Consider the following 23,637-nt stretch of genomic DNA (forward strand, 5'->3'; position numbering starts at 1 on the left):
CCGTGTCCCCTCGCAGTCCGCTATCGGATGTCGCCCAGCTGCATGAGCAGCTCCCTCAGTTCCCCTGCCACCTCCTCGAGTCCGGGTTCCTCCGGAGGCGTGTCCGCCGACGTCGTCTCCGACGGGCTGACCGGAGCCGGGTTCGTCCGGTGCGCCGCACCTGCTTCAAGGTCTGTCCAGGGGACGAGCCCCAGCAGGTACTCGGTCAGCGAGGCGACAGACGGGTGGTCGAAGATCGCGGTGTCGGGAATCGTGAGAGCCAGCTGCTCCTCGATCAAGGACCGGAACTTCTCGACCATGACGGATTCCATGCCCATGTCGAAGAAGCCCTGGTTCATCTCGGGCACCTCGGCGGGCGGGTAGTCGAGCAGGTCCGCAAGCCGCTCCTGCATGAACTGACTCAGGATTTCCTCGCGTTCGACGACCACTGCCTCGACGAGCTCCGACAGCAGCTCCGAAGTCTCCTGCTCGGCCGACAGCGATGACTGCTCCGGTGGCCGCGGGGCTGTCGGGGCCGTCTGCGCGGGAGCCGCCGCCACCTGTACCGGAGGCTCGGTCACCGCTGCCGAGGCCACCGGCGTTGCCGGAGCGGCCGTCGCACCTGCCGGCCAGTAGCGGTCGCCCGCGAAGGGATAGGTGGGCAGAGGCACTCGGCCGGGCTTGGGACCGCGGTAGTAGGTGTCCCACTCGATCTCCGCGCCCTGGACCCACAGCCGCGCGACCCGCTCCATCGCCGACGGCGAGTCGAGCGACTCGGGCACGGCCGGGTGGATGTTCTGCCCGGTGTCACCGGCGAGGACATCCACCCGGCCGGTGTGCACCAAGGTCTCGCCGTCGACGGTGTGGTCCTTGAGGAACAGTTCCAGCTTGCGCGCAATGTCGTCCCGGTCAGCGGCGACAAAAGCCAGCCGGAACGGATGCGGGTCACGCCCCGTCTGCAACGTGTAGGCGATGTCCGTCACACTCGTGGCCCGATCCGACGTCCGCAGGACATGCGTCCTCAGCGCTTCGGAGTACGCCCTGAGCCGGTCCGCCCGCTGGGCGGAGAGCACGATGACGGCCGGTCCGCTCTCCGGTGCGTCCTTGTTTCCGGCCCGGTGGCGGTCGGCGTCGTACTCCTCGACGATCACGTGAACGTTCACCCCGCCCGCGCCGAACGAGCTGATCCCGGCGCGGCGTGGAACGACCGTTTCGCTGTCCTCGATGTCGACGACCGGCCGCTTCCAGTCGGCCGTCACCCGCTGAACATGGAACGGCGACCCGACGAAGTCGATGCCGGGGTTCAGCTCCTCCGCGTGGATGAGCGAGGCGGCGAGCTTCTTGTGCTTCATCTGGAGGAGCACCTTCGTCAGCTGGGCGATGCCGGCCGCGGCCTCCAGGTGCCCGATGTTCGACTTCGTCGATCCGATGGCGCAGAACTGCCGGTCGGCCGTGTCCCTGCGGTACGCCTCCGTGAGGCCGCTGATCTCGACCGGATCGCCCAGCTTGGTCCCGGTGCCGTGCGCCTCGACGTAGCTGATCGTCCGGGCATCGACGCCCGCCCGGTCCAGCGCTTCCCGGATCACCTCGGCCTGCGCCGTCGGGTTCGGCACGCTGTAGCCGAACGTCCTGCCGTCGTTGTTCACGGCGGTGCCCTTGATGACGGCGTAGATGTGGTCGCCGTCGGCCTCGGCGCGCGCCAGAGGCTTCAGCAGCACCGCGCCGACACCCTCGCCGGGCACGTAGCCGTCCCCGTCCTTGCCGAAGGCACGGCAGTGCCCGTCGGTCGACGCGAACTGCGCCGCGCACAACGACACGTACTTGCTCGGATGCAGGGAGAGGTTGACGCCGCCGGCGATCGCCATCGCGCTCTCGCCCCGGCTGACGCTTTCACACGCGAGGTGCAGCGCGACGAGCGAGGACGAACAAGCGGTGTCGACGCACATGCTCGGGCCACGCAGGTTGAGGACGTACGAGACACGATTGGCGATCGAGTAGGTCTGCGAGTTGACCGGGGGACCCGCGTCCGTCGCGAAGCCCTGGATCTGGTGCAGTTGGTAGTTGTTGTACGTCGCGCCGACGAACACGCCGACGGAGGCCCGGCCGTCTCCGGCCCGGCTGTCGCTCAGCCGCTCACGGGAGTAGCCGGCATCCTCGAAACAGGCGGCCGCGGTCTGCAAGAACAGCCGTTCCTGTGGATCCATGAACTTGGCCTCGCGCGGCGATATCCGGAAGAACGCCGCATCGAACCTGTCCACGTCCTGCAAGAACCCACCCCACTTGCAGTACATGTCTCCGCTCTTGCCGTGCGATGCGCCGCCGGAACGGTCGTAGTCGCGGGGGTCCCAGCGCTCTTTGGGAATCTCCACCACGCAGTCCCGGGCGAATTCCAGATTGACCCAGTACTCCTCCAGCGTCTCCGCCTTCGGGAACCGCCCGCTGACCCCGATGACCGCGACGTCGTGGGACGTCGGCGCGGCAACGGGCGCGGGCCGCTCCTCGACGGAGGGCTGCGGAACTACGATCACCTCCTGGTGATCGCTGATGTACCGCGCGAGGTCTCCGATGTTCTTGTACTTGAAGAACGCCTCGGCCGGGATGGTGCCGCAGAATTCCTCAAGGCGTTCGAGCAGCCGGTGGACGACGAGCGAGTCGACGCCGATGTCGGCGAAGGCGGTGCGCGTTGCCAGCCGCCGGCGTGGGATGCGCAGCAGCTCGGAGAGCTCGGCGATCAGCAGCTCGACCACCTGGGACAGCCGGTCTGCGGCGTCGGTTGACGCCGCGGGAGCGGATTCCCGGGGTTCCGCCGCCGGCGGAGCGGGTTCCGGCCGGGCGCCCGGCGCCTCGGCAGTACGCAGGGACCGGCGAAAGGCCGGCAGCCAGTACCGCTCCTCCGCGAAGGGGTACACCGGCAGATGAATACGACGGGGTACCGCATCGCCGTACAGCCGGTTCCACTCGGGCCGCTCACCGGCGAGCCAGCGCTCGGCGGGGTGGACGAGTTCCTGGCCGCCCGGGTTCGCCGTCCGCAACCCGGGTGTCCTGCCCTCCAGGTATCCGGTGAGCGCGTCCAGCAACTCCTCACGAGTGCGTGCCACCAGCGCGAGCCTGCGCTCCATCGTCTCTCGCCCTGCCTGCAGGGTGTAGGCCAGTTCGGCGAGGTCGAGCGAGGGGGAGTTCTCCAGCGTCCTCGCGACGGCGCTCGCGTAGCGCCGTAGTTGCTCGTCCGTCTGCGCGGAGAGAACCAGCAGGACCGGGGTGTCACAACCGGCCCGGTCGCGTGCCTCGGTGCTCGCGGCCCGCGGTTCGTACTCCTCGATGACGAGGTGGGCGTTGGTCCCGCTGAAACCGAAGGAACTCACGGCGGCACGCCGCGGTGCGCCGCCGGGCGGTTCCCACGGCTCCAGAGACGTGTTCATGTAGAACGGGCTGTTCTCCATGCGGATGTGCTCATTCACCGTCGACAGATGGATCGTCGGCGGGCGCATCCGGTGTTCCATCGCCAGCAGGACCTTGATGACGCCGGCGACACCGGCGGCTGTGAGCAGGTGCCCGATGTTGCTCTTCACCGAGCCCAGGGAGCAGAAGCCCTCCTTGTCGGTGTAGGAGCGGAAGGTATCGGTCAGCGCCTCGACCTCGATCGGGTCGCCCAGCTTGGTGCCGGTACCGTGCGCCTCGACCATGGTGATCGATTCCGGGTCGATGCCGAAGCGGTCGTAGACGTCCTTCTCCAGGAGGGTCTGCGAACTGCCGCTGGGGGCAGTGATCCCGTTCGTCTTTCCGTCCTGGTTGACGCCCCAGCCGCGGATGACGCCGCGTATGGGGTCACCGTCCCGGACGGCGTCGTCCAGACGCTTGAGGAGCAGGACGCCGACGCCTTCACCCGGCACGAAGCCGTTGGCCCGGCTGTCGAAGGTGAAGCAGCGGCCGTCCTCGGACAGCATGCCTGCCTTGCTCGCCATGACGTGCGTCGACGGCCCGGACAGTACACAGACGCCGCCGGCCAGGGCAAGATCGCTCGTGCCCAACACGAGGCTGTTGCATGCCTCGGCCAGCGCCACACCCGAGGAGGAACAGGACGTGTCGATGGCCAGGCACGGCCCGTTGAGGTTGAGGAAGTACGCGATGCGCGAGCTGAGAATCGCGCAGGAGGCTCCCGTGAACCCCTGGGGGTTCTCGCCCTGCGTCATGAGGAACTGGCCGTAGTCACTGGGCCCGCATCCGACGAAGACCCCGCAGCGGCTGCCGGAGAGGGACGACGGAAGGATGCCGGCGTCCTCGATGCAGTGCCAGCCGGCGGCGAGGAACACCCGCTGCTGCGGGTCCATCTGTTCCGCCTCGGCCGGGGAGATGTTGAAGAACAGGGGATCGAAGCAGTCGGCCTTCTCCAGGACCCCCATCCACGTGCTGTGCGTCTTGCCGGGCGTCTTCGGGTCGGGGTCGAAATAGGCCGCCTGCGACCAGCGTGTCTCGGGGATCTCCGAAACACAGTCCCGGCCGGTCGCCAGATTGGTCCAGAAGGTGTCCAGATCCTCGGCCATCGGGAACCGGCCCGACATGCCTATGACCGCGATGGCCGGAGCGCTCTCCGGTCCCGTCGGCCGAGTTGACGGCACTGTGGAGGACAGGGCGGGCTGCTTCGGGTGCGGCCGGGCCGCCGGGGCGACCGGCTGAGTCCGAGGCGTGCTCACACCGTCGAACAGGGCGTCGATCCTGCTTCTGACCTCCGGCTGGTCGACGAAGGTCAGGTCGTGCATGCGAAGTTCACGCTCGAGCGTGTCGGCCAGTCGCTCCCGCAGAGGCGCTGCCATGAGGCTCTTCAGCCCGATCAGCGCGTCTCGCGGTGCCTCGGCCAGTTCCCCGGCCAGGTCCAGCGCGGTCGGCAGCACCTCGTTCCTCGGCACCACCGGGAACGGTACGCCACGCGCCTGGAGCTCCGCGCCGCGGAACTTCCGGCCCGTGAAAAGGATCTCCCGGGCCAGGGCGGCCCCGAACCGTTCGGGAAAGACCAGTGTCGCGCCGGCTCCCGGCGTGAAGCCGTACTTCATGTAGTTGCTGGTGTAGTAGCTCTGGCTGCCGAGGACGGCGAAGTCGCAGAACATCCCCATCGCCCAGCCCGCGCCGACGGCATGTCCCTGCATCGCCGCGACGACCGGCAGAGGGCAGTCCAGAGCCAGGGTGTAGACATCGCTGTCGGTGAACCGGACCCGGCCTTCCTGGATGGCCAGCAGGCCCTCCTTCGTGCCGCCGGACGCGAAGTAGCCGTCGTATCCGGTCAGGACCACGACACGGCAGCGCTCGTCCGCCTGGACCTCGCCGAACACCCGGCCCAGGCCGGACAGCAGGGATTGGGAGAAGCTGTTCTTGTGCTCCCGGTCCTCCATGGTCACGAGCGCGACACCGGGCCGGACCAGACGCCAGTGCACGGCCTCCTCGCCGCTCGCTTCCGGGTTGGCGGGCACCTGCCGAGGCTGTTGACCGGTGCCCGCCAGGAGGGCCCGTAGCTCGTGCTCGGCCGTCTCCGGGCTGATCTCGCCGGCCCGCAGGGCGTGAAAGATGTCCTCGGCGGTCATCGGGCCCCCTTGCTGACCAGGCTCTCGAAGAGCTCGCCGGCGACGTCGATCTCCACTCCGCCATGCCGCACCCGTTCGATGAGCGTGCGCAGGGAGTCCTCACCGCCGGGATCCTGCTGCCGGTCCGGTGAGGCGGCGCCACGTGCTGCCGGCGCCGCGGACACCTGCTTCCACAGGAAGCCGGTGAACTCCCGGATCGTGGGATAGCTGTAGATCCTGGACGCCGTGATCTCCAGCCCGTACCGCTTGTTGAGCTCCTGGATCCACTCCACGCCGATGATCGAGTCGAGTCCCAGGTCGACGAAGTTCTTGTCGGGGTCGATCTCGCCGCGCTTGACCACCAGGATCTCGGAGAGGCTGGACGTGAGTTCGTCCTCCAGTTGCTCCGCGGAGATCTCCGGCACGCTCGGCGCCACGAGCGTCGGCTCGGGGGCGACAGTGACCGGGGAGCGCGGGGGCGCGGGTGCGGGAGCGGGAGCGGGCGCGGGCGCGGGAGCCGGGGCGGGAGCCGGGGCGGGAGCCGGGACCGGGGCGGTGGCATCGGGGCGCGGTCGCTCCTGTGCCGGCTCGGGTGCGGAGCGGGTGGGCAGCGGGGAGAGCCGGACGCGCGGACGGTGCGGTGACGCTGCCTTGTCGGGCTCCGCCGTTACGGACACCGGCTCGGCCGGCACGGGAGCCGTCTCCTCCGGTACGTCCCGCCGTGTGTCCTGATCGGCCGTGGCCTCCCCCGCACCGGGTGCGTCCCGGACCCAGTAACGCTCCTTGGCGAACGGGTAGGTCGGCATGCTCATGCGATAGGGCAGGTCGTCGCCGTACAGCTCGGTCCAGTCCAGCTTCAGGCCGATGGCCCACAGGGCAAGCACCTTGCCGTACCTGCCCTTCGCGAGCATCGCGTCCACAGCGGGGCTGAGGTCGTCGTCCGCCAACAGCGCGCGCAGCTCCTGGTGCCGCTTGGTCTGTCCCTGATACAGGCCCTCGATGGCTTTCTCGCCATTCAGGTATGCCTGGAGCCGCGTCTCCAGCACCGCGACGCCGTCCACAGTCGTGGCCAGCCGGTATTCCATCTCCTCGCGTCCGATCTGCAACGTGTACGCGGCGTCGACCAGGCAGTCGTCGGTCACCGCTCCCTCGCGGACCGCCTCCAGCAACTGGACTGCGCCGGCCCGGAGCTGCTCTTCGTTGCGTGCCGAGAGGACGATCAGCGCGGGGTGTTCCCGCGTGGCCCGGGTGCGGGACGGCCGTGCGGAGCCGGTGTACTCCTCGATGAGGACGTGCGCGTTGGCCCCGCCGGCACCGAAGGACGACACGCCCGCGACCCGGGGCCCCTCCGTCGCCTCGCCGTCGCGGACGACTGCCGGCCGCCGCCACTCGCCGAGCTGCCGCTGCACCGTGAACGGCGTCTGCTCGAAGCGGATGTTGGGATTCGTCTGCTCGGCGTGGAGGCTCGGCACCAGTACTCCGTGCTGCATCTGCAGCACGACCTTCATGAGACCCGCGATACCGGCGGCGGCCTCCAGGTGGCCGATGTTCGACTTCACCGAGCCGATCGCGCAGAACGCGTTGTCCTCGGTGTCACCCCGGAACGCCTGGGTGAGGCCGACCACCTCGATCGGGTCTCCGAGGTCGGTGCCGGTCCCGTGCGCTTCGATGTAGCTGACCGAGCGGGCATCGATGCCCGCCTTGTTCAGCGTTCTGCGAATGAGGTCGCGCTGGGCCGTCGGGCTGGGCACCGTGTAACCGTGCGTCTGCCCTCCGTGGTTCACCCCGGTGGCCGGGATGACCGCGTAGATGTGGTCGTGGTCGGCGATCGCGTCGGACAGGCGCTTCAGGACGACGGCCCCGACGCCCTCTCCTGGCACGTAGCCGTTCGCGGAACTGCCGAAGCTCTTGCAGCGTCCGTCGACGGACAGCATGCGGTGCGAGCAGAGGCCGACGTAGTTGGACGGGTGGAGGTACAGGTTCACACCGCCCGCGATCGCCATCTCGCAGTCGCCGCGGTGGATGTTCTCGCATGCCTCGTGCACGGCGACCAGTGAGGAGGAGCACATCGTGTCGATGGGCATGCTCGGTCCGCGCAGATCGAGCAGATACGACACGCGGTTGGCCGCGGAGGCGAACGACGTGTGCAGTTCCCCTCGCCTGCCCTCGTTCGCGAACTCGGGTCCGTACAGATTGAAGCCGGTCTTCGTGATGCCCGCGAAGACACCGACGTTGCGGTCGTAGCGCTGTGCCAGCTGCTCCTTCGTGTAGCCGGCGTCCTCCATGGCCTCCCAGGACGTGGAGATGAAAAGCCGCTCCTGCGGGTCCATGCCGAAGGCCTCGCGCGGTGACATCCGGAAGAACAGGGGGTCGAACTCGGCGAAGCTTTCGACGAAGCCACCCCACTTGCCGTAGCTCTTGCGCTGCTCGACCGCCTCTGCCGGATCCGGGTGGTAGAAGCCCTCCAGCTCCCACCGGTCGCCCGGAATCTCCGTGATGCAGTCCCGGCCGGCCTCCAGGTTCTCCCAGTACTTCTTCAGGCTGTCCGCCTGCGGGTAGCGCCCGGACATACCGATGATGGCGATGGGCTCCCGGACCTCCTTCGTACGCCGGGCGGACGACTGCCGCGCCGACGGCCCGGCCGCCATGGGCGTGGTCTCCACCGGCGCGGCCGTCACCGTTCGCGTCGTCAGCGGCCCGGACGTGACTCGGGGGTCCGCCGACGGTCCGTCGGTGGGCGTCACGGCGGACGTGCCCGTCCAGGCCCGGCAGGCGGCGGGATACTCGGCGAGCAGGTAGTCGGCGGCCTGGGCGATGGTTCGCCGCTCGAAGAACAGCGTCTTGGGCAGATCGCCGAACCCGTCCTCCAGCGCCCGGTTCCATCGGGTGATCATGACGGAGTCGATGCCGTACGACTCCAGCGGCTCGTAGTGGTCGATGGCATCACCGGCCAGCTTGGCGATCCTGGCCAGCTGACTCTTCAGCCGGTCGACGACCTTCTCCCGGACCGCGTCCTCGTCGAAGGCGGTTGCTCGGACAGGTTCGGACCGCAGGTGGGTGCCGGCCGCGGAGTTCACATATTCCATGATCTTTTCCCGGGATCCCGCGAAGACGGCCAGCCGGTCGCAGCCCATGGCGAGGCCACAGTCCAACGCCTGCATGGCGGCCTTCGTCTCCAGTGCTACCGTGCCGGTCTTCTCCCGCAGCCACTCCTCGCTCTCCTCGTCCACGCCCATCCCGCCGTCGCGCCAGAGCGGCCAGTTCACGGACAGGGTGTGACCGCTGCGCCGGCCCGAGGCCACGAGGCGGTTGCGGTAAGGGGCGTAGGCGTCCATGAATCCGTTGGCCGCCGCGTAGTCGGCTTGGCCGACGTTGCCGAAGGCGGACGACACCGAGGAGAAGAGCACGAAGAAGTCGAGTTCCAGCGCCCGGCTCGCCTCGTCCAGGTTCACCACCCCCCTGACCTTTGGCGCCAGTACTCGGCGCACGTCGTCGGCGGTCTTGCTCAGCAGGAATCCGTCGCTCAGCACACCCGCGCAGTGGACGATGCCGTCGAGTCGGCCGAAACGGCTGCGCAAGCCCGTCATGAGCTCCTCGACGTCCGGGCGGCAGGCGACGTCGAGCGTGCGGTAGTCGACCCGGGCCCCATGGGCTCTCAGCGCCTCCAAGGCCTCCAGCCTGCGCGGGTCCGGATCGGAGCGTCCGGTCAGGACGAGTCGCGCGCGGGGCTCCCGGCGCACGATCTCCTCGGCGACAAGCAGCCCCAGGGCTCCCGCCCCACCGGTGATCAGATAGACGCCGTCCGGTTTCCACCGGGGCTCTGCCGTACCGGGCCGGGCGGGCTCGGCCTCGCGGTGGGCGGCGACGAGGCGGCGCCCCTGCTCGTAGCGGACATGGCGAGCGTCAGGGAGCGCCGCGTTCTCTTCGAGGACGGCCGCCAGGCGGTCCGACTCCGCGCCGGTCTCGATCAGCTGGCCGACCAGCTTCGGGTTCTCCAGAGTCGCCGTTCTGACCGCTCCGGCCAGACCGGACAGACACGCGTCGGGGCCGACTCCGGGCACGACGATCTGCACCAGAACGCGCCCGGTCACGCCTCCCCGCAGAAGCTCCTGCAGTTCCTCGGTCAACCGCAGCGCGTAGTCCTCGAACCGCCCGTCCATGGAGCGCTCGGACGACTGCAGGACCTTGACCCGCCGGGTGCCGTCCGCAGCCGGCATCAGCCGTGAGGGCGCCGCCGGGTCGTCCCCACACAGGATGACGAGGTGATCCGTCCAGCGGACGCCGGCATCCGGAGCGGTCGCCGGTGCTTCCCTCCAGTGCGGCAGCAGGAGCAGCGGAGGCTCCTGCGGCGCCGCGGGCTCGCGCACGCTCACCGGCTGCGGCGCCGCGGGCCGGTCCGTGTGCCGGGGCAGCCAGTACCGCTCCTTGGCAAACGGGTAGGTCGGGAGCGGAACGCGGCGCGGGCGACGGCCGTCGTAGAGGCGCGACCAGGGGATTGCGCCCCCCTTCACCCACAGCTCCAGGATCTCGGCGTACCGGTGGCTCCGGAGGCACTCCTCGATGGCCTCCGGTCGTGCCCCTTCCACACCGGAGACGTCGGTGGTGGGTGCGTCGCGTTGTACGGACCCTCGGTACAGCGCCGGATCCTCGTCTCCGTCGAGATGCCGCTGGAGCGCGGAGACGAGCTCGCTCCGGGAGCGGGCCACGAAAGCCAGCCGCGCCTTCATCGCCTCCCTGCCGGTCTGCAGGGTGTACGCGAGGTCCGCCGTGTCGTAGTCGTCGAGCGAGCCGTCCCGCAGTGCGGTCAGCAGCCTGTCTGCCCCCAGGCGCAGCCGTTCCTCGTTCCTGGCGGACAGGACGAAGACCGATGCCGCCGCAGGCGCCTCCCCCGGGGTGCGGTCGCGCGGCTCGTGGGCCCGGTACTCCTCGATGACAAGATGGGCGTTGGCACCCCCGGCGCCGAAGGACGAGACTCCCGCGATCCGCGGATACTCGCGTTCTTCGCCGTCGACGGTGAGCCTCGGCCGGATCCAGGGCGCCGGTTCCTGCTGCACCGTGAACGGTGTGTCCGCGAAGTCGATCTCGGGGTTGGGCGTGCGCGCGTGCAGGGAGGGCGCCAGCTCGCCGTGCTTCATCTGCAGCAGCACCTTGGTGACACCGGCTATCCCGGCCGCGCTCTCGCAGTGCCCGATGTTGGTCTTGACCGAACCGATCGCACAGAACTGGTTGTCCGGGGTGTGCCGCCGAAATGCCCTGGCGAGAGCGGCGACCTCGATCGGGTCGCCCAGTGCCGTCCCTGTCCCGTGGGCCTCGACATAGCTGACGGTGCGCGCGTCGCAGCCCGCGGCCTGCAGGCTCTCGGAGACCAGCTCCAGCTGTGCCTTGAGGTTCGGCACGGTGTAGCCGTTGGTCCTTCCGCCCGCGTTCAGCCGGCTGCCCTTGATGACGCCGTAGATGGTGTCGCCGTCGGCCACCGCCTGAGCGAGCGGCTTCAGCACCACCGAGCCGACGCCCTCGCCGTCGACGAATCCGTCGGCCTTGTCACCGAACGCCTTGCAGCGGTCGTCCGGCGACAGCATGGTCATCGACGTGAGGCGCAGATAGTGCACCGGATCCACGATCAGATTGACCCCGCCCGCGATCGCGCATTCGCAACTGCCGTTGTTCAGGCTCTCGACCGCCAGGTGGATCGCCGTCAGCGACGACGAGCAGGCCGTGTCGACGGCAAGGCTGGGGCCGTGGAAGTCCAGCGAGTACGACACCCGGTTCGCGATGGACCAGTAGTTCGCCCCCGAGGGGTAGTTGCCGTTCATCACCCCGACGAAGACGCCGACCCGACGGGTGCCGGAGAGCGCCGCCGGGGTGTAGCCGGCGTCCTCGACGGAGGCGTAGGCGGTCTGCAGGAACAGGCGTTCCTGCGGGTCCATCATCTCGGCCTCGGCCGGGGAGATACGGAAGAACAAGGGGTCGAACGTGTCGATGTCCGTGAGGAAGCCGCCCCACTTGGTGTACATCGCGTCGGGGTCGCCCGGCGCGTCCCGGTAGTACGTCCGCCAGTCCCAGCGGTCGGCCGGGATCTCCGTGACGCAGTTCCTGCCCTCCCGGATGTTCGTCCAGAACTGGTGCACGTCCTCCGCGCCCGCGTACCGTCCTGCGAGCCCTATGACGGCGATCGCCTGCGAACCCGTTGGGGGCTCCGAGGTCCGTGTGCTGCCGGATGGGCCGGTGGCGGGCGTCTCGCGGGCCGGCTCCCGGGGGGCGGGCACGGTGCCGGGCTGTGCCGGCTCCTGCGCCGCGAACATCTCGGCGAGAGCGTCCGCACGGAACTCAGCGAAGTACTCAGCGAGTTCGTCGATCGTCTGGTACTCGAAGAACAAGGTGCTGCTCACCTTGCCGAGCGTCCTGCGCAGCCGGTTCGTCAGCTGCACCACCACCAGCGAGTCGATCCCGTACGTCTGCAGTGGCTCGGCCGCGTCGATCCTGTGTGCCGGCCGCTTCAGCGTTTCGGCGACGAGCGTGGTGAGGTACTCCACGCACCGGCTCTTCAGGGTGTCCTTGGCGACGGAGACTCCGACGGGTGCGCCGGCCGATGCCGCGGCGCGGATGGAGGCGTCCGGGGCAGTGCTGCCGGAGGGGGTGTGCACGGTGACGCGCCGCCGCACCACGCCGTCGCTCACGGCGCAGATCAGCTGCTGTCCCGCGTCCGCCTCCGGAACCTCGGGGAACGAGGCGGGGTGCAGCCCCTCCTCGCGCAGCACCCGCTTCCAGGTCTCCGGCGCGAGTCCCGGGCAGCCCGGAAGGCGCAGTTCCGGGTCCTCCGCGCGCCACCAGCCCTCCAGCAGGCCGAAGGTCAGGTGGGCGAAGAGCGAGTTGCCCACGAGTTCGTTGGCCACGAGTACGCCGCCGGGCTGCAGGAGTGCCTTGGCCTGCCGCAGTGTGTCGCGGATGGACCGGGTGGCGTGCAGCACGTTGGCCGCGATCACCACGTCGTAGCCACCGGCCTCCAGGCCCTGTTCCTCGGGTGCCGCCTCGACGTCGAACAGGCGGCAGGCGACGTAGGGATGTCCGGGGACGAACTCCCGCTCGGCGTGCAGGAGGAAGGCCTGTGACACGTCGGTGTACGTGTACTCCCGCATCCGGTCGCGCAGGGGGTGCAGCGCGCGAAGCACGGCACTGCTGGTCGCGCCGGTACCCGCTCCGATCTCGATGACACGGAAGGTGGCGCCGGGATCGTCGCGCAGCCGGCGTGTCAGGTGCGCCAGAACCTGGTCGGCCAGTGCTTCCCGCCCGGCGTCGGCCTCTGGGTTGTCCCGGTAGACCGCCTCCACCAGTTTCAGGGAGGAATCGGGGAAGAGGACCTCCACCGCCGGGGTGTCACCGGTCAGGACCGACCGCAGCGCGCGCACGGTGCGGTCCACCAGGGCGACCTTGCCCCGCAGATGGGGAACCTCCAGCCATTCGTCCCGGCCGCACTCCCACTCGTGCCACAGGGCGTCCACGTCCGTGGTGGTGCCGCCGTCGAGAAGGCTCTCGCGGCGCAGCACCCGGAGAGTCTCCTCGGTCCAGCCCCGGTGGGCCCCCGATATCCCGGCATCGCCCATGACCACGACGGGGTCGGCGTCCGGCCCGAGTCGGGCACCCATGGCGGACAGTTCGGCTCGCACCAGCCGTGCGAGCAGGCGCTCGAGGCGCCCTTCGTATCGTTCGGTCATGATTGACACCGCCCCGCTCCGGCTCCGTTGCGCATCGACGCGCTCGCCGACGCGGCGATGAAGCCGGCCAAGTCGGCAAGGGTCGGGTAGTCGATGAAGATCGCTTGCGGCAGATTGATCCGGAACTCGTCACCCACCCGCGTGGCCAGCGTGGTGAGTGCCGCCGGACTGAACCCGTAGTCGCTCAACTGCCGCTCCTCGTCGGATGGTTGAATGCCGCCGCCGATCTGGGTGTTCGCCAGGTCCCGCAGCCGTCCGAGCACATCCGGCGGTGTCGGGCCCCGGTCGTCGGATTCACCCACGCCCGGGTACACCGTCACCGTCTCGGAGATGTCGATCGCATCGACGCGGTGCGGCGCCGCCTTCAGCAGGGCAAGCTGGTCGAAGGGCGAGGAAAGCAGCAGCTCCAGTGCCCGCATGGCCTCATCGGGCTCGATCGAGCCGATGCCCTCACGCTCCATGCGCTCCCGGTACGCCGTCGAGGCCACCGCTCCGACGCTCCCCCAGTAACCCCAGTTCATGACTTTGACAGGGCACGCCCATTCCCGGGCGAGACGGTCGGCGAAGGCATCCTTGAACATGCAGCCGGCCGCGTAGTTGGCCTGCCCCGCGGCCTTCGTGAAAGAGATCACCGAGGAGAAGAACAGGACGAAGTCCAGCTCCGCGTCGGCGAACACCTGGGCCATGCGGACGCTGACGTCGAGCTTGCCCGCGTAACCGGCACGGAAGCGTTCCTCGGTCATCTGCGCCAGGCTCTGGTCCCGCAACGACAGGGCCGAGTGCACAACGCCGTGAATCGTGCCGAAACGCCATCTGACCGTTTCACAGGCACGCCGCAGCTCTGCCTCGTCGGTGCCGTCCGCCCGCAGATAGAGGGGGGCAGGTCCGAAGGACGCCAGCCGGTCGATCTTCCGCTCGATCACGGGATCACTGTCGCGACGCCCGATCCACACGACCTGGGCCCGATACGTTCTGATCATGTACTCGGTCCAGGCCTCGCCGATCCCGCCGGCGCCGCCGATCACGACATACACACCGCCGTGGCGATAGCCCGTGCGCCGACCGGGTGCCGCGCCCTGGAGCGGGATCAGTTTCCGCCTGCGCCACTGCTTCCCGCGCCACGCGTACACGTCCGAGCCGGTGCTCCGAAGGTGCCGGAGCTCCTCGGCCGGCCACTCCTCGTGCAGGGGCAGGTCGACGGCTCGGACACGCCAATCCGGGTACTCCTTGACCAGCGAACCGACCAGGCCGTGGACTCCGGCATGCGTCGGGTCGACGGCTTCCGCGCGATCGGTCGCCTGCGCCTGTTCCGTGACCACCGTCCAGAGCAGGTCGCGGTGGCCGTAGTCGAGTGCGAGCACGGCCTTGACGATCCGGAACAGCTGGATGACGCCAATCTCCTGGTCCTTCGGCATGGTGTCCCAGCCGGCCGCCGGGGCCGCGGGGCCGGGTGCGGTCCACAGCAGGTGAGCGATCGGGCCGCAGGCCCGCAACTGCGCGCTGATCCGGTCGACGGTGGCGTCCTCGGCAAGCACCAGCGGCTGCGCTTCCGGGAACGCCCGCGCCAGCCTTCGTACGGCCGTCGGGTCCCCGCCCGCGACGACCGTCCGCCCCGGGCCCGGCAGGTCGTGGACCTCGCTCGCCGGCCTGACGGTGTCCCACATGGGGACGGCCGTGATCGTTTCGATGTCCCGTGCGCCCGCCTCGGAAAACCCGTCCTTCCAGGCTCGGGAGGAGGCACCTGTGATCCGTACGCACACGGTGCCGTCCGCGTCGCACAGGTCCACGTCGAACTTCCGCAGCCTGCTTGTGGCAGTCGTACCCTCGCTGAGCCGTACCCGGGCCCACATCGACGGCCGGCACCGGCTGAGGATGTCCACCGACTCGAACGCGAACGGCATGACGGGTTCCCCGAACCCGGCAAGGTCCGTCCGGAGCCCGACAGTGGCCTGCAGCGCGGAGTCGAGCAGGCTCGGATGGAGGACATACGCGTCCCCGGTCTCGCGTACGGACGGCGGCAGTCCCACCTTCGCAAGTGCCTGCGTCTCGCCCCCGAGGACGTATTCGATCCCCTGGAAGGCCGGGCCGTACTCCATCTCCGCCGCACGGAACATCCCGTAGCACTGGTCCGCCGTCAGTCGGCCGGCGTCGCAACCGGTCCGGACGGCGTCCAGGTCCAGGCGCGCCGAGCCGCCGCCGTCACCGGTCAGCGGGACGGCACTGCCCTGGCAGTGCAGTACGGCCTGCTCACCGGGTTGCCCGGTGAGGGTGTACACAGCGAAGTCGAGCCTGTCCGTCCGGCCGGTGTCCGCGAGCGTGAGAGCCACCTCGACGTGCGTACCGGGGCCGGACGCCTCGATAGGCGTCAGCCATACGACGTCCTCCAGCCGTAGGCCTTCACCGGACGGGCCGGACGCCTGGCCGCTGCGCCGCACGGCCTCCCGGACCATTTCCAGGTACGCCGCGCCGGGCAGGATCCGCCGCCCCTTGACCTCGTGCTCGGCGAGGAAGAACTCCTCCCCCGTGAACATCGCCCGGAACCTGGGCCCTTCGTCGTCGGACACATCCGTGTGCAGCAGGGGATGGTGAACCGGCAAGTCCGTGGGCGGCAGGGGACGAGCAGGTTCGTCCGTGACGGGACCGGTGGCTTCGGCCGGAATCCAGTACCGGTCCTTGGCGAAGGGGTAGGCGGGCAGGGAGACGATGGCCGGCCGGGTGTCGTAGAGCGCCTCCCAGTCGATGCCGTCACCGCCGACCCAGCCTGCCACCAACCGGGCACAGTGCTCGCGCGCCGACTCCCCCGGTCCTGCCGACGCCTGGCCGACGCTGACGCCCGCAGGCCGGCCGGCCGCGCCGACCCGGCCCCGGTGGACCCACTCGTCGTCGTGGCCGGCTCCGAAGGCGCGCAGCACCGTCTCGAGTTCGCTCACCGAGCGGACGACGACGCCCATCCGGTCCCGCAGCGCCTCGCGCCCGGTCTGCAGCGTGTAAGCGATGGCGGGCAGGTCCTCGTCGCCGAACGCCGCGTCCCGGAGTGCGTCGGCGAGCCGCCGCGCGTGCTCCCGCAGCCGGTCCTCGTCCCTGGCGGACAACACGACCGCCACCGGCTGCCCACCGCGGACGACCGCAGGTGCCTCACCGCTGCCGGGTATGTACTCCTCGACGACCACGTGGGCGTAGGCACCCGATATTCCGAAGGAGCTGATGCCCGCCCTCCTCGGGACGCCCTCGGGGCTGGCCCACTCCGCGTTCTCCGACGCCGCGCGCAGCGCCGTGCCCTCCCACTTGATGAGTTCGTTGGGGGTCTTCAGGCCCGGCAGTGCGGGAATCCGGCGGTGCCGCATCTGCAGCACGACCTTCAGCAGGCCCGCAAAGCCCGCGGCGCCCTCGGTGTGGCCGATGTTGGCCTTCGCCGATCCCACGGCGCAGAATCCCTCACGCGAGGTGAAACGGCCGAACGCCTGGCCCAGGGCCTTCATCTCGATCGGATCGCCGAGCTTGGTGCCCGTGCCGTGCGCCTCGACGTAGGTGATGGTCTCCGGATCGATCCCGGCGTCCTGCCACGCCTTGACGACGACGTTCTCCTCCCCCGCCACGCTCGGTGCGGTGAACGAAGGCGTGTAGCCGCCGTGCAGGCTGGCCGAGCCCTTGATCACGGCGTGGACTCGGTCGCCGTCCTCCTGGGCGCGACGCAGCGGCTTCAGCAGCACGCTGCCGACGAACTCTCCCGGTACATAACCGTCCGCCGACGCGTCGAACGTATGGCACCGACCGGTCGGTGACAGCGCGCCCACACTGCTGAAGAACCGGTAGTGCTGTGACGAGAGCAGGAGGTTCACGCCCCCGACGAACGCCATGTCGCAGTCGCCGCCGCGCAAGGCCTGGCGGGCTTGGTGCAGTGCGACGAGCGAGGAGGAGCAGGCCGTGTCCACCGCCACGCTGGGACCCCTCAGGTCCAGCGCGAAGGAGATCCGGTTCGCCAGGACCGTGTGGTTGTTGCCCAGGCCGACATAGGGATCGACAGGCAGTCCGAGCTCGTTGATCCGGTCGAGGTAGTCGTGGCAGCACACGCCGACGAACACGCCCGTATTGGTGCCGCGGAGTCGGCTCATGGCGCCCGCGTCCTCGCCCGTCGCGTAGACGCTCTGCAGGAGCAGGCGCAGCTGCGGGTCCATCCACTCCGCCTCACGCGGCGAGATGTGGAAGAAATCGGCGTCGAACGTGTCCACGTCGGTGAGGAAGCCGCCCCACTTGCAGTACGTCCTGTCCCGTGCCTCGGGATCGGTGTCGTACCACGGGCGGTAGTCCCAGCGGTCCGCGGGGATCTCGGTGATGACGTCCTTCTCGTCGATCAGGTTGCGCCAGAACTCGTCCAGGTCCGACGCACCCGGGGCCATGCCATGCATACCGATGACGGCGATGTCATGCGCTCCGGCGTCGAGCGTCGCACTGTGCGCGGGCCGAGGCCGCGGCTGCGTACCCTGGGCCGACGGCTCCGTATCGGGTGCCGACAACGCGGTGGCAGCACCCACGCGGGCGGCGAAGACGTCGCCGTGGGCCCGCTGGAAGTGGGCGGCGAGTTCCTTCACGTTGGGGTACTCGAAGAGCAGTGCGGGACTCAGGTCGAGGCCCGTCTCCTGCTCGATCTCCTGGGTGAGCGAGACCAACTGCGCGGACGTCGCGCCCAGATCCATCAGATTGACGTGCGGCTGCACTTCTTCTGCCGTGCTGCCCAGCAACGCCGCCAGCTTCGTCGTCACATACCGCTCGATGTCCGCGTCCGGTCCTGCCGACGAGCCGGCCTTGCGCGGCGCGTTGTGATCAGGCACGGGCGGGCGGGGCCGGGGCTCCCGCTCACGGACGCGCTTCATCGAACAGCCGTTCAGTGACGCGACGACCTGGGAGGCACTGTCGACGAGGTCGGCGTCGAACACGATGAGCTCGCCGGAGTTCCTCTTCAGCCGTACGGACAACCGCACCTGCCCGGGGACCGTGTCGCGGCGCACCCACAAGTCCTCCAGGCCGAAAGGCAGATAGCCGACGGCACCGTCGCCCGCCGTGAAGTGGAGGGCGGCCTGGAACGCGCTGTAGACCAACAGCGGGTGCAACAGATGGCCGCGGTGGTCCTGCCCGGTGGCCCGCGCGAGGTCGAGCACAGCGACGACTCTGTCGTCACTCGCGTGCACCGCGGTGAGCGTCTTGAACGTGTCTCCGATGGAAATGGCCGGGTTACGGCCGTACAGCACCTCCGGATCGAGCGGGGACAGCCCCTCCGACAACCGGTCCGGATCGATCACCGCGGGCGTGGACCCGTCGTCCTGCGCTGTGCCCTCTGCGGCTGCGAGCCATTCCTGGCCGGGCCGGTGGCGGTAGAGGGCCCTGAAGGACACGGTGGTCGCCTCGGAGGCACCGGGCTCGATGCGCACCTCGACCCGGTCGCCCTCCTCGAGGGTGACCGGCCGCAGGAACCTCAGCTTGCGCAGGCGTACCTGGTCCAGGTGCGGCGACCTGCCGAGATACCAGTCGACGGCCAGGCTGAGGTGCGTCATGCCGATGAGCGTGGGGACGCCCTCCACCTTGTGGTCGCTGACGTACGGCTCGTCGGAGTGGAAGAAGGTGCTGGGCGGGCCGACTTCGGCGACCGTGGCATCCGGCTCGGGCACGGTGACCGGTCCGGCGGGCAGCTCCGGAACCCAGTACTTCTGCGTGGCGAACACGTAGGTCGGCAGGTGGACGCGGCGCGGGGTGTCGGCGCCGTACAACAGCCGCCAGTCGTCGTGGGTGAACGAAGCGCCGTTCACCCACGCCTGCGCCACCTGCGCCAGGTCGCCGTCGCGCAGCCAGTGACGCGTCCGGTCCTGCCCCGTGTCCCGGACCGCCTCGCGGCCGGCCTCGGAGGGGTGGATCCCGCTGCTCCTCGTTCCGCGATCGAGGTAGTCCTCCAGTGAGGCGAGCAGCGCTTGAACCGAGTCCGCCGGAAACGCGACCCGGACCTCCATCGCCTCACGCCCCGATTGGAGTGTGTACGCGAGCGAAGCCGGATCGGGTACCGGGCCGCGATGGATGCGTTGGAGCAACTCGCGTGCCATAACGTCGAGTTGCTCCCGTGTGGCCGCAGACAGGACGAAGAGATACGGGTTCCGGGTGGTGTCCGGCCGGGCGGTGTGCGCGGCTCGCGGGACGTACTCCTCGACGACGAGGTGAGCGTTGCTCCCGCTGAATCCGAAAGCGCTCACGGCGGCCCGGCGCGGCCTGCCGCCGGCCGGCCAGGGCGTGGCCTCGGTGGCGACGTAGAACGGCGAGGACGCGAAGTCGAAGTACGCGTTGGGTTCTGCCTGGTGAGGCGTGGGCACCAGCGTGCGGTTCTGTAGGCACAACAGCACCTTGTGCAGGCCTGCCACGCCCGCCGCCGCCGTCGTGTGGCCGATGTTGCCCTTGACCGAACCGACCGCACAGACCTGTTTGTCCTCCACGCTCTCCGCGAAGACGGCCGAGAGGGCGTCGAGTTCGATGTAGTCGCCCAGCACGGTGCCGGTGGCGTGGCACTCGACGTAGCCGATGCCGGCGGGATCGATACGGCGCCGCGTGTACAGGTCCGACACCAGTTTGGTCTGGCTCTTGCGGCTCGGAGCCGTGATGCCGTTCGTGCTGCCGTTCTGGTTGATCGCGGAGCCGATGACGACCGCGTGGATCGCGTCCCCGTCGCGCTCGGCGTCGGCGAGGCGCTTGAGCACCACCGCCCCCACGCCTTCACCTGGGACGAATCCGTCCGCGTTGTTGTCGAAGGGGCGGCACGCTCCTGTGCGCGAGAGCATCCCCGCGGCGCTCATGCTCAGATAGCGGCCCACTCCGAGGTGGAGGCTGACCCCGCCGGCCAGCGCCATGTCGATCTCGCCCCTGCGCAGCGCCTCGCAAGCCAGGTGCACCGCTACCAGTGAGGAGGTGCAGGCCGTGTCGACAGCGAGGGCCGGACCCGTCAGGTTGAAGTGGTAGGCGATACGTGCCGCCGCGATCGCCGCGTTGTTGCCGGTCGCGTCCACAGCGTCCGGGCTGTGCCGGGCCAGGAGCTCGCCGTATTCGTTCCCGGCGATGCCTAGGTAGACGCCACAGCTGCTGGCGTCCAGGAGGTCGCGGCTGTAGCCCGCATCGCCGAATGCCAGGAACGCTTCCTGAAGGAACAGGCGCTGCTGCGGGTCCATCGCGCGCGCCTGCTGTGGCGTGATGTGGAAGAAGTCCGCGTCGAAGAAGTCCACGCCATCGAGCGGGCCGAGCCATTTGCAGTCCGTCGTGCCGCGTCGTTGCGGTCGCGGGTCGTAGGTGGCAGCGATGTCCCATCGGGAGGCGGGCACCTCCTGGACGGACGTCCTGCCCAGGCGGAGGTTGTCCCAGTACTCGCCGAGGTTCGCGGCTCCTGGATACCTGCCCGCCGCGCCGACGATCGCGATGCCGGCCTGTTCCTCGTCCTTGGGCGACGGCGGGCCGTCTCCGGCCGTCAACGCGGCCCTGGCCTCGTCGAATCCGATCCGGCCCGCGCGAAGAGAACGCAGTATCTCTTTGGTTTGCATGAATCACATCACCCCCATTCTCAAGCTCCGAACAAATCGGATACTCGCTGCTTCACTTCGGCGCGATGAAAAGTCATTTCATGCATCGCGAGTTCCTGCTCGATGGCTTGTGGCAGCGCCTCCCGAAGGGGCCGCACCAGATGGGCTTTGAGCGCCTTCAACGACACGGCCGGCTTCTGCGCCAGCTCCCTGGCCAACTGAAGTGCCTGCGGCAGGACTTCGCCACGGGGAAGGACACGGAACGGAACCCCCCTGACAGCGAGTTCGGCTCCCCGGTAGTTCCCGCCGTTCAACAGCATTTCTTGGCCGAGGCCGAGTCCGAGTTTCCTGGGGAGGATCATCGTGGCCCCCATTCCGGGCGTGAAGCCGTAGCGCATGAAGTTCGCGGTGTACAGACTCTCGCGGCCGAGTATGACGAAATCCGCGTACAGCCCCAGCACGAATCCGCCGCCGATTCCGTGACCCTGCATGGCGGCGATGACCGGGACTTCGCACTCCAGCGCAAGACTGTACAGATTCAGGTCCGTGAATCGGCTCCTGCCTTCGTGGATCGCAAGCAGGCCGTCTTGTGTGCCACCGGAGGAGAAGTAGTTTCCGAAGCCTGTCAGGACGACCACTTTGCCGGTCCGATGCGCCTGGATCTCCGAGAAGGCGTTGATCAGCCCGTCCACCAGCTCGGCGGAGAACGAGTTCTTGCTGCGGCGATCCTGCATGGTTACCTGGAGGACGCCCGGTTCGACCTCGCAGAGGTCCACGGCGGTTGTCGTCACGCCTGCACACCTCCGGTCCGGCGCTTCACTGCTGCCACGGCAGTATTCCCTCCTCGACGTAGCGCCGAATGCGCGTCAGATTGCCCTCGTCGGTGAAGACCTCGATATTCCCCGCCACCGCGAGCGGCTTGGCCGTGGTCAGTGATTCGTTCAGCTGGTTCATATAGCGCTTGTACCGGGCGATGCCCGTCTTCGGCAGACACTTCAGCCGCGCGAGCTGTTTGCGCAGCAGGGCCTCGCTGTCCGGTCCGGCCAGGTCTGCGAGGTGGAGCCGGACCGCCTCTTCGGCGGTGAACGGCCTGGTGATCAGTGTCATATAGTGCGCGTTCTGGAATCCGCAGCGTCGAAGGAGAAAGGGCAGGACACAGGCCGGATACAAGCCGAACAGCAACTCGGAGAGGCTGAATTGGGCCTCGCTTCCGGCGACAACGATATCGCTGGCCGCAACGAGTCCGATGCCGCCGGCGTTCGCCTTTCCTCGTACGTGCGCGACAGATACGTAAGATCCGGTGGCCAGCTTCAGAAACAATTCGTACAAGGAGTCGGGATGCTGCCCGAAAGTCTCCTCGTCGACATCCCGAGTGTTCACGTCATTAAAGTCGGCGCCGAAACAGAAGTAATCAGGAAGCCCCTCCAGAACGAGGACGGTGGCGACTTCCTCACATTGCGTCAGAACATCTGTGCATTCGGCGATCAGGCGGTCGTTGATCGTGTTCCGGTCCGTCGGCCGGTGCAGCTGAAGATGACATATGGAGTCGCGCCAGGTCACCTGTATGGTTTCGTAGTTCATGCCACCCACCGGTACTCACGGTGGAATTCCCGGATCTCCTCAAGAACCAGTCGCTCGGAACTCTCGCCGGAACCGGAACGCGCCGCCTCGTCAGCCCCTTCGATCTTCACGTTGCGTGTGCCGAACCTCACGCCGTCGTTGGCCTGGAGCGCGGCTTCGTACTGATCCATGGTGAGCCGGCGGCGTGCGCCCAGCTGCTCCTCGATCCCGAGCCCGCGCAGCCGATCGCTGCCGGTACGGCTCACCACACCGCTGTAGAACTCGGCGCAGCAACCCGACCCGTACGAGAAACAGCCGATGCGCTTGGGCGTGTCGAAGCTGCCGTGATCGATGATGCCGGCCAGTGACGAGAAGACACTGCCGCCCATGATGTTCCCGGTGTGCTGGGCGTAGCGAATCCCGGGCCGGACACGCCGCTCGAAGTCCGACTCGATGTCCGCGGCCTTCGCTTTCTTCAGCTTCCGCATCATGGTGCGATGCGCGCCCCTGACCATGCCGCCGAACGGCGTGTGGAACGCCAGGTAGTCGAAGGAGGTGTGGTAATCGGCGTCCGGGATCCTGCGCCGGTACTCCTGAAAGGTCTGCTCGCAGCAGTCCAGGTAGGACAGCAGGCCCAGGTCCGAGTCACCGGCCTCACCGTCCGGCGTGGGCCGACAGGTGTCCATGACCTCGTATCCGTAGTAACCGTTGGCCCCGACGTCGAGCTGGAACACCTCGGGCATCTCGCTCACGAGCATCGCGGCGGCACCGGCCCCCGAGCTGGGCTCCACGAACGCCCAGTCCATCGTCAGCGAGTCCCCTCCGTCATCGACCGTGTAGCGGGAGACGTCCGTGGCGACCACCAGTGCCTTCGCACCGGGGGACACCTGCGACAGAACGAAGTTGACCGCCATTTGCAGCCCGGCAGTCCCCGCGTAGCAGGCGTTCTTCACCTCGAAGATCCTGCAGTTGCGGTTCAGCCCGAGCCACTCGTGGAGATAACTGCCGACCGACTTCCCGAAGTCGATGCCCGATTCGGTGCAGCTGATCAGCAGTTCGATACGGTTCCTTTCCGCATCGGACAACGCGTCGAGAATCGGTCTGGCCGCGTTGACGCCGAACGTCACCGGGTCCTCACTCGGCAGCGCCACGGTCTTCCGGCTCATCAGCAGCTGTTCGAACCGTGAGGTGTCCAGTTGCCGATGCTCCATCAGTTCCCGGACGTCCACATAGGCGCTGCCGCCGAAGACGTTCATCGCCTCGATGCCAACGGGTCTCACCTGTCCCCCC

General features: G+C 68.7%; 6 protein-coding genes. All 6 read right to left on the minus strand.

What is annotated here, in order from left to right:
• Positions 1-20 precede the first annotated feature (20 nt).
• From SPR02S_RS56115 to SPR02S_RS22530, 6 genes are read right to left on the minus strand one after another with little or no spacing between them, the layout of a single operon-like run.
• Positions 21-5,552, minus strand: coding sequence for a beta-ketoacyl synthase N-terminal-like domain-containing protein (locus SPR02S_RS56115; RefSeq protein ID WP_019059257.1), 5,532 nt, complete (start codon positions 5,550-5,552; stop codon positions 21-23).
• Positions 5,549-13,243, minus strand: a complete 7,695-nt coding sequence (locus SPR02S_RS62300) for an SDR family NAD(P)-dependent oxidoreductase (RefSeq protein ID WP_052347029.1) — start codon at positions 13,241-13,243, stop codon at positions 5,549-5,551. The genes SPR02S_RS56115 and SPR02S_RS62300 overlap by 4 nt, the downstream gene beginning before the upstream one ends.
• A complete protein-coding gene (locus SPR02S_RS22515; RefSeq protein ID WP_019059258.1) occupies positions 13,240-20,808 on the minus strand; it encodes an SDR family NAD(P)-dependent oxidoreductase in 7,569 nt (2,522 codons plus the stop codon). The genes SPR02S_RS62300 and SPR02S_RS22515 overlap by 4 nt, the downstream gene beginning before the upstream one ends.
• A 20-nt stretch (positions 20,809-20,828) precedes the next feature.
• The gene (locus tag SPR02S_RS22520; RefSeq protein WP_019059259.1) at positions 20,829-21,578 is read right to left on the minus strand and encodes a polyketide synthase; all 750 of its coding nucleotides are present in this window, start codon (positions 21,576-21,578) and stop codon (positions 20,829-20,831) included.
• A gap of 25 nt (positions 21,579-21,603) precedes the next feature.
• Positions 21,604-22,368 carry an enoyl-CoA hydratase/isomerase gene (locus SPR02S_RS22525; protein ID WP_026150780.1) on the minus strand — a complete coding sequence of 255 codons (765 nt, stop codon included), beginning with the start codon at positions 22,366-22,368 and terminating at the stop codon, positions 21,604-21,606.
• Complete coding sequence (locus SPR02S_RS22530; RefSeq protein ID WP_078622965.1) at positions 22,365-23,627, minus strand: hydroxymethylglutaryl-CoA synthase family protein; 1,263 nt, start codon at positions 23,625-23,627, stop codon at positions 22,365-22,367. Before SPR02S_RS22530 ends, SPR02S_RS22525 begins: the two co-directional genes overlap by 4 nt.
• Between the last annotated feature and the right edge of the window lie 10 nt (positions 23,628-23,637).

Source organism: Streptomyces prunicolor NBRC 13075 (assembly GCF_000367365.1).
Lineage (GTDB): Bacteria > Actinomycetota > Actinomycetes > Streptomycetales > Streptomycetaceae > Streptomyces > Streptomyces prunicolor.

Coding starts and splice junctions, on each gene's coding strand:
- SPR02S_RS22525 (WP_026150780.1), bottom strand. CDS start 22,368: ATGAACTACGAAACCATACAGGTGACCTGGCGCGACTCCATATGTCAT.
- SPR02S_RS22515 (WP_019059258.1), bottom strand. CDS start 20,808: ATGCAAACCAAAGAGATACTGCGTTCTCTTCGCGCGGGCCGGATCGGA.
- SPR02S_RS62300 (WP_052347029.1), bottom strand. CDS start 13,243: ATGACCGAACGATACGAAGGGCGCCTCGAGCGCCTGCTCGCACGGCTG.
- SPR02S_RS56115 (WP_019059257.1), bottom strand. CDS start 5,552: ATGACCGCCGAGGACATCTTTCACGCCCTGCGGGCCGGCGAGATCAGC.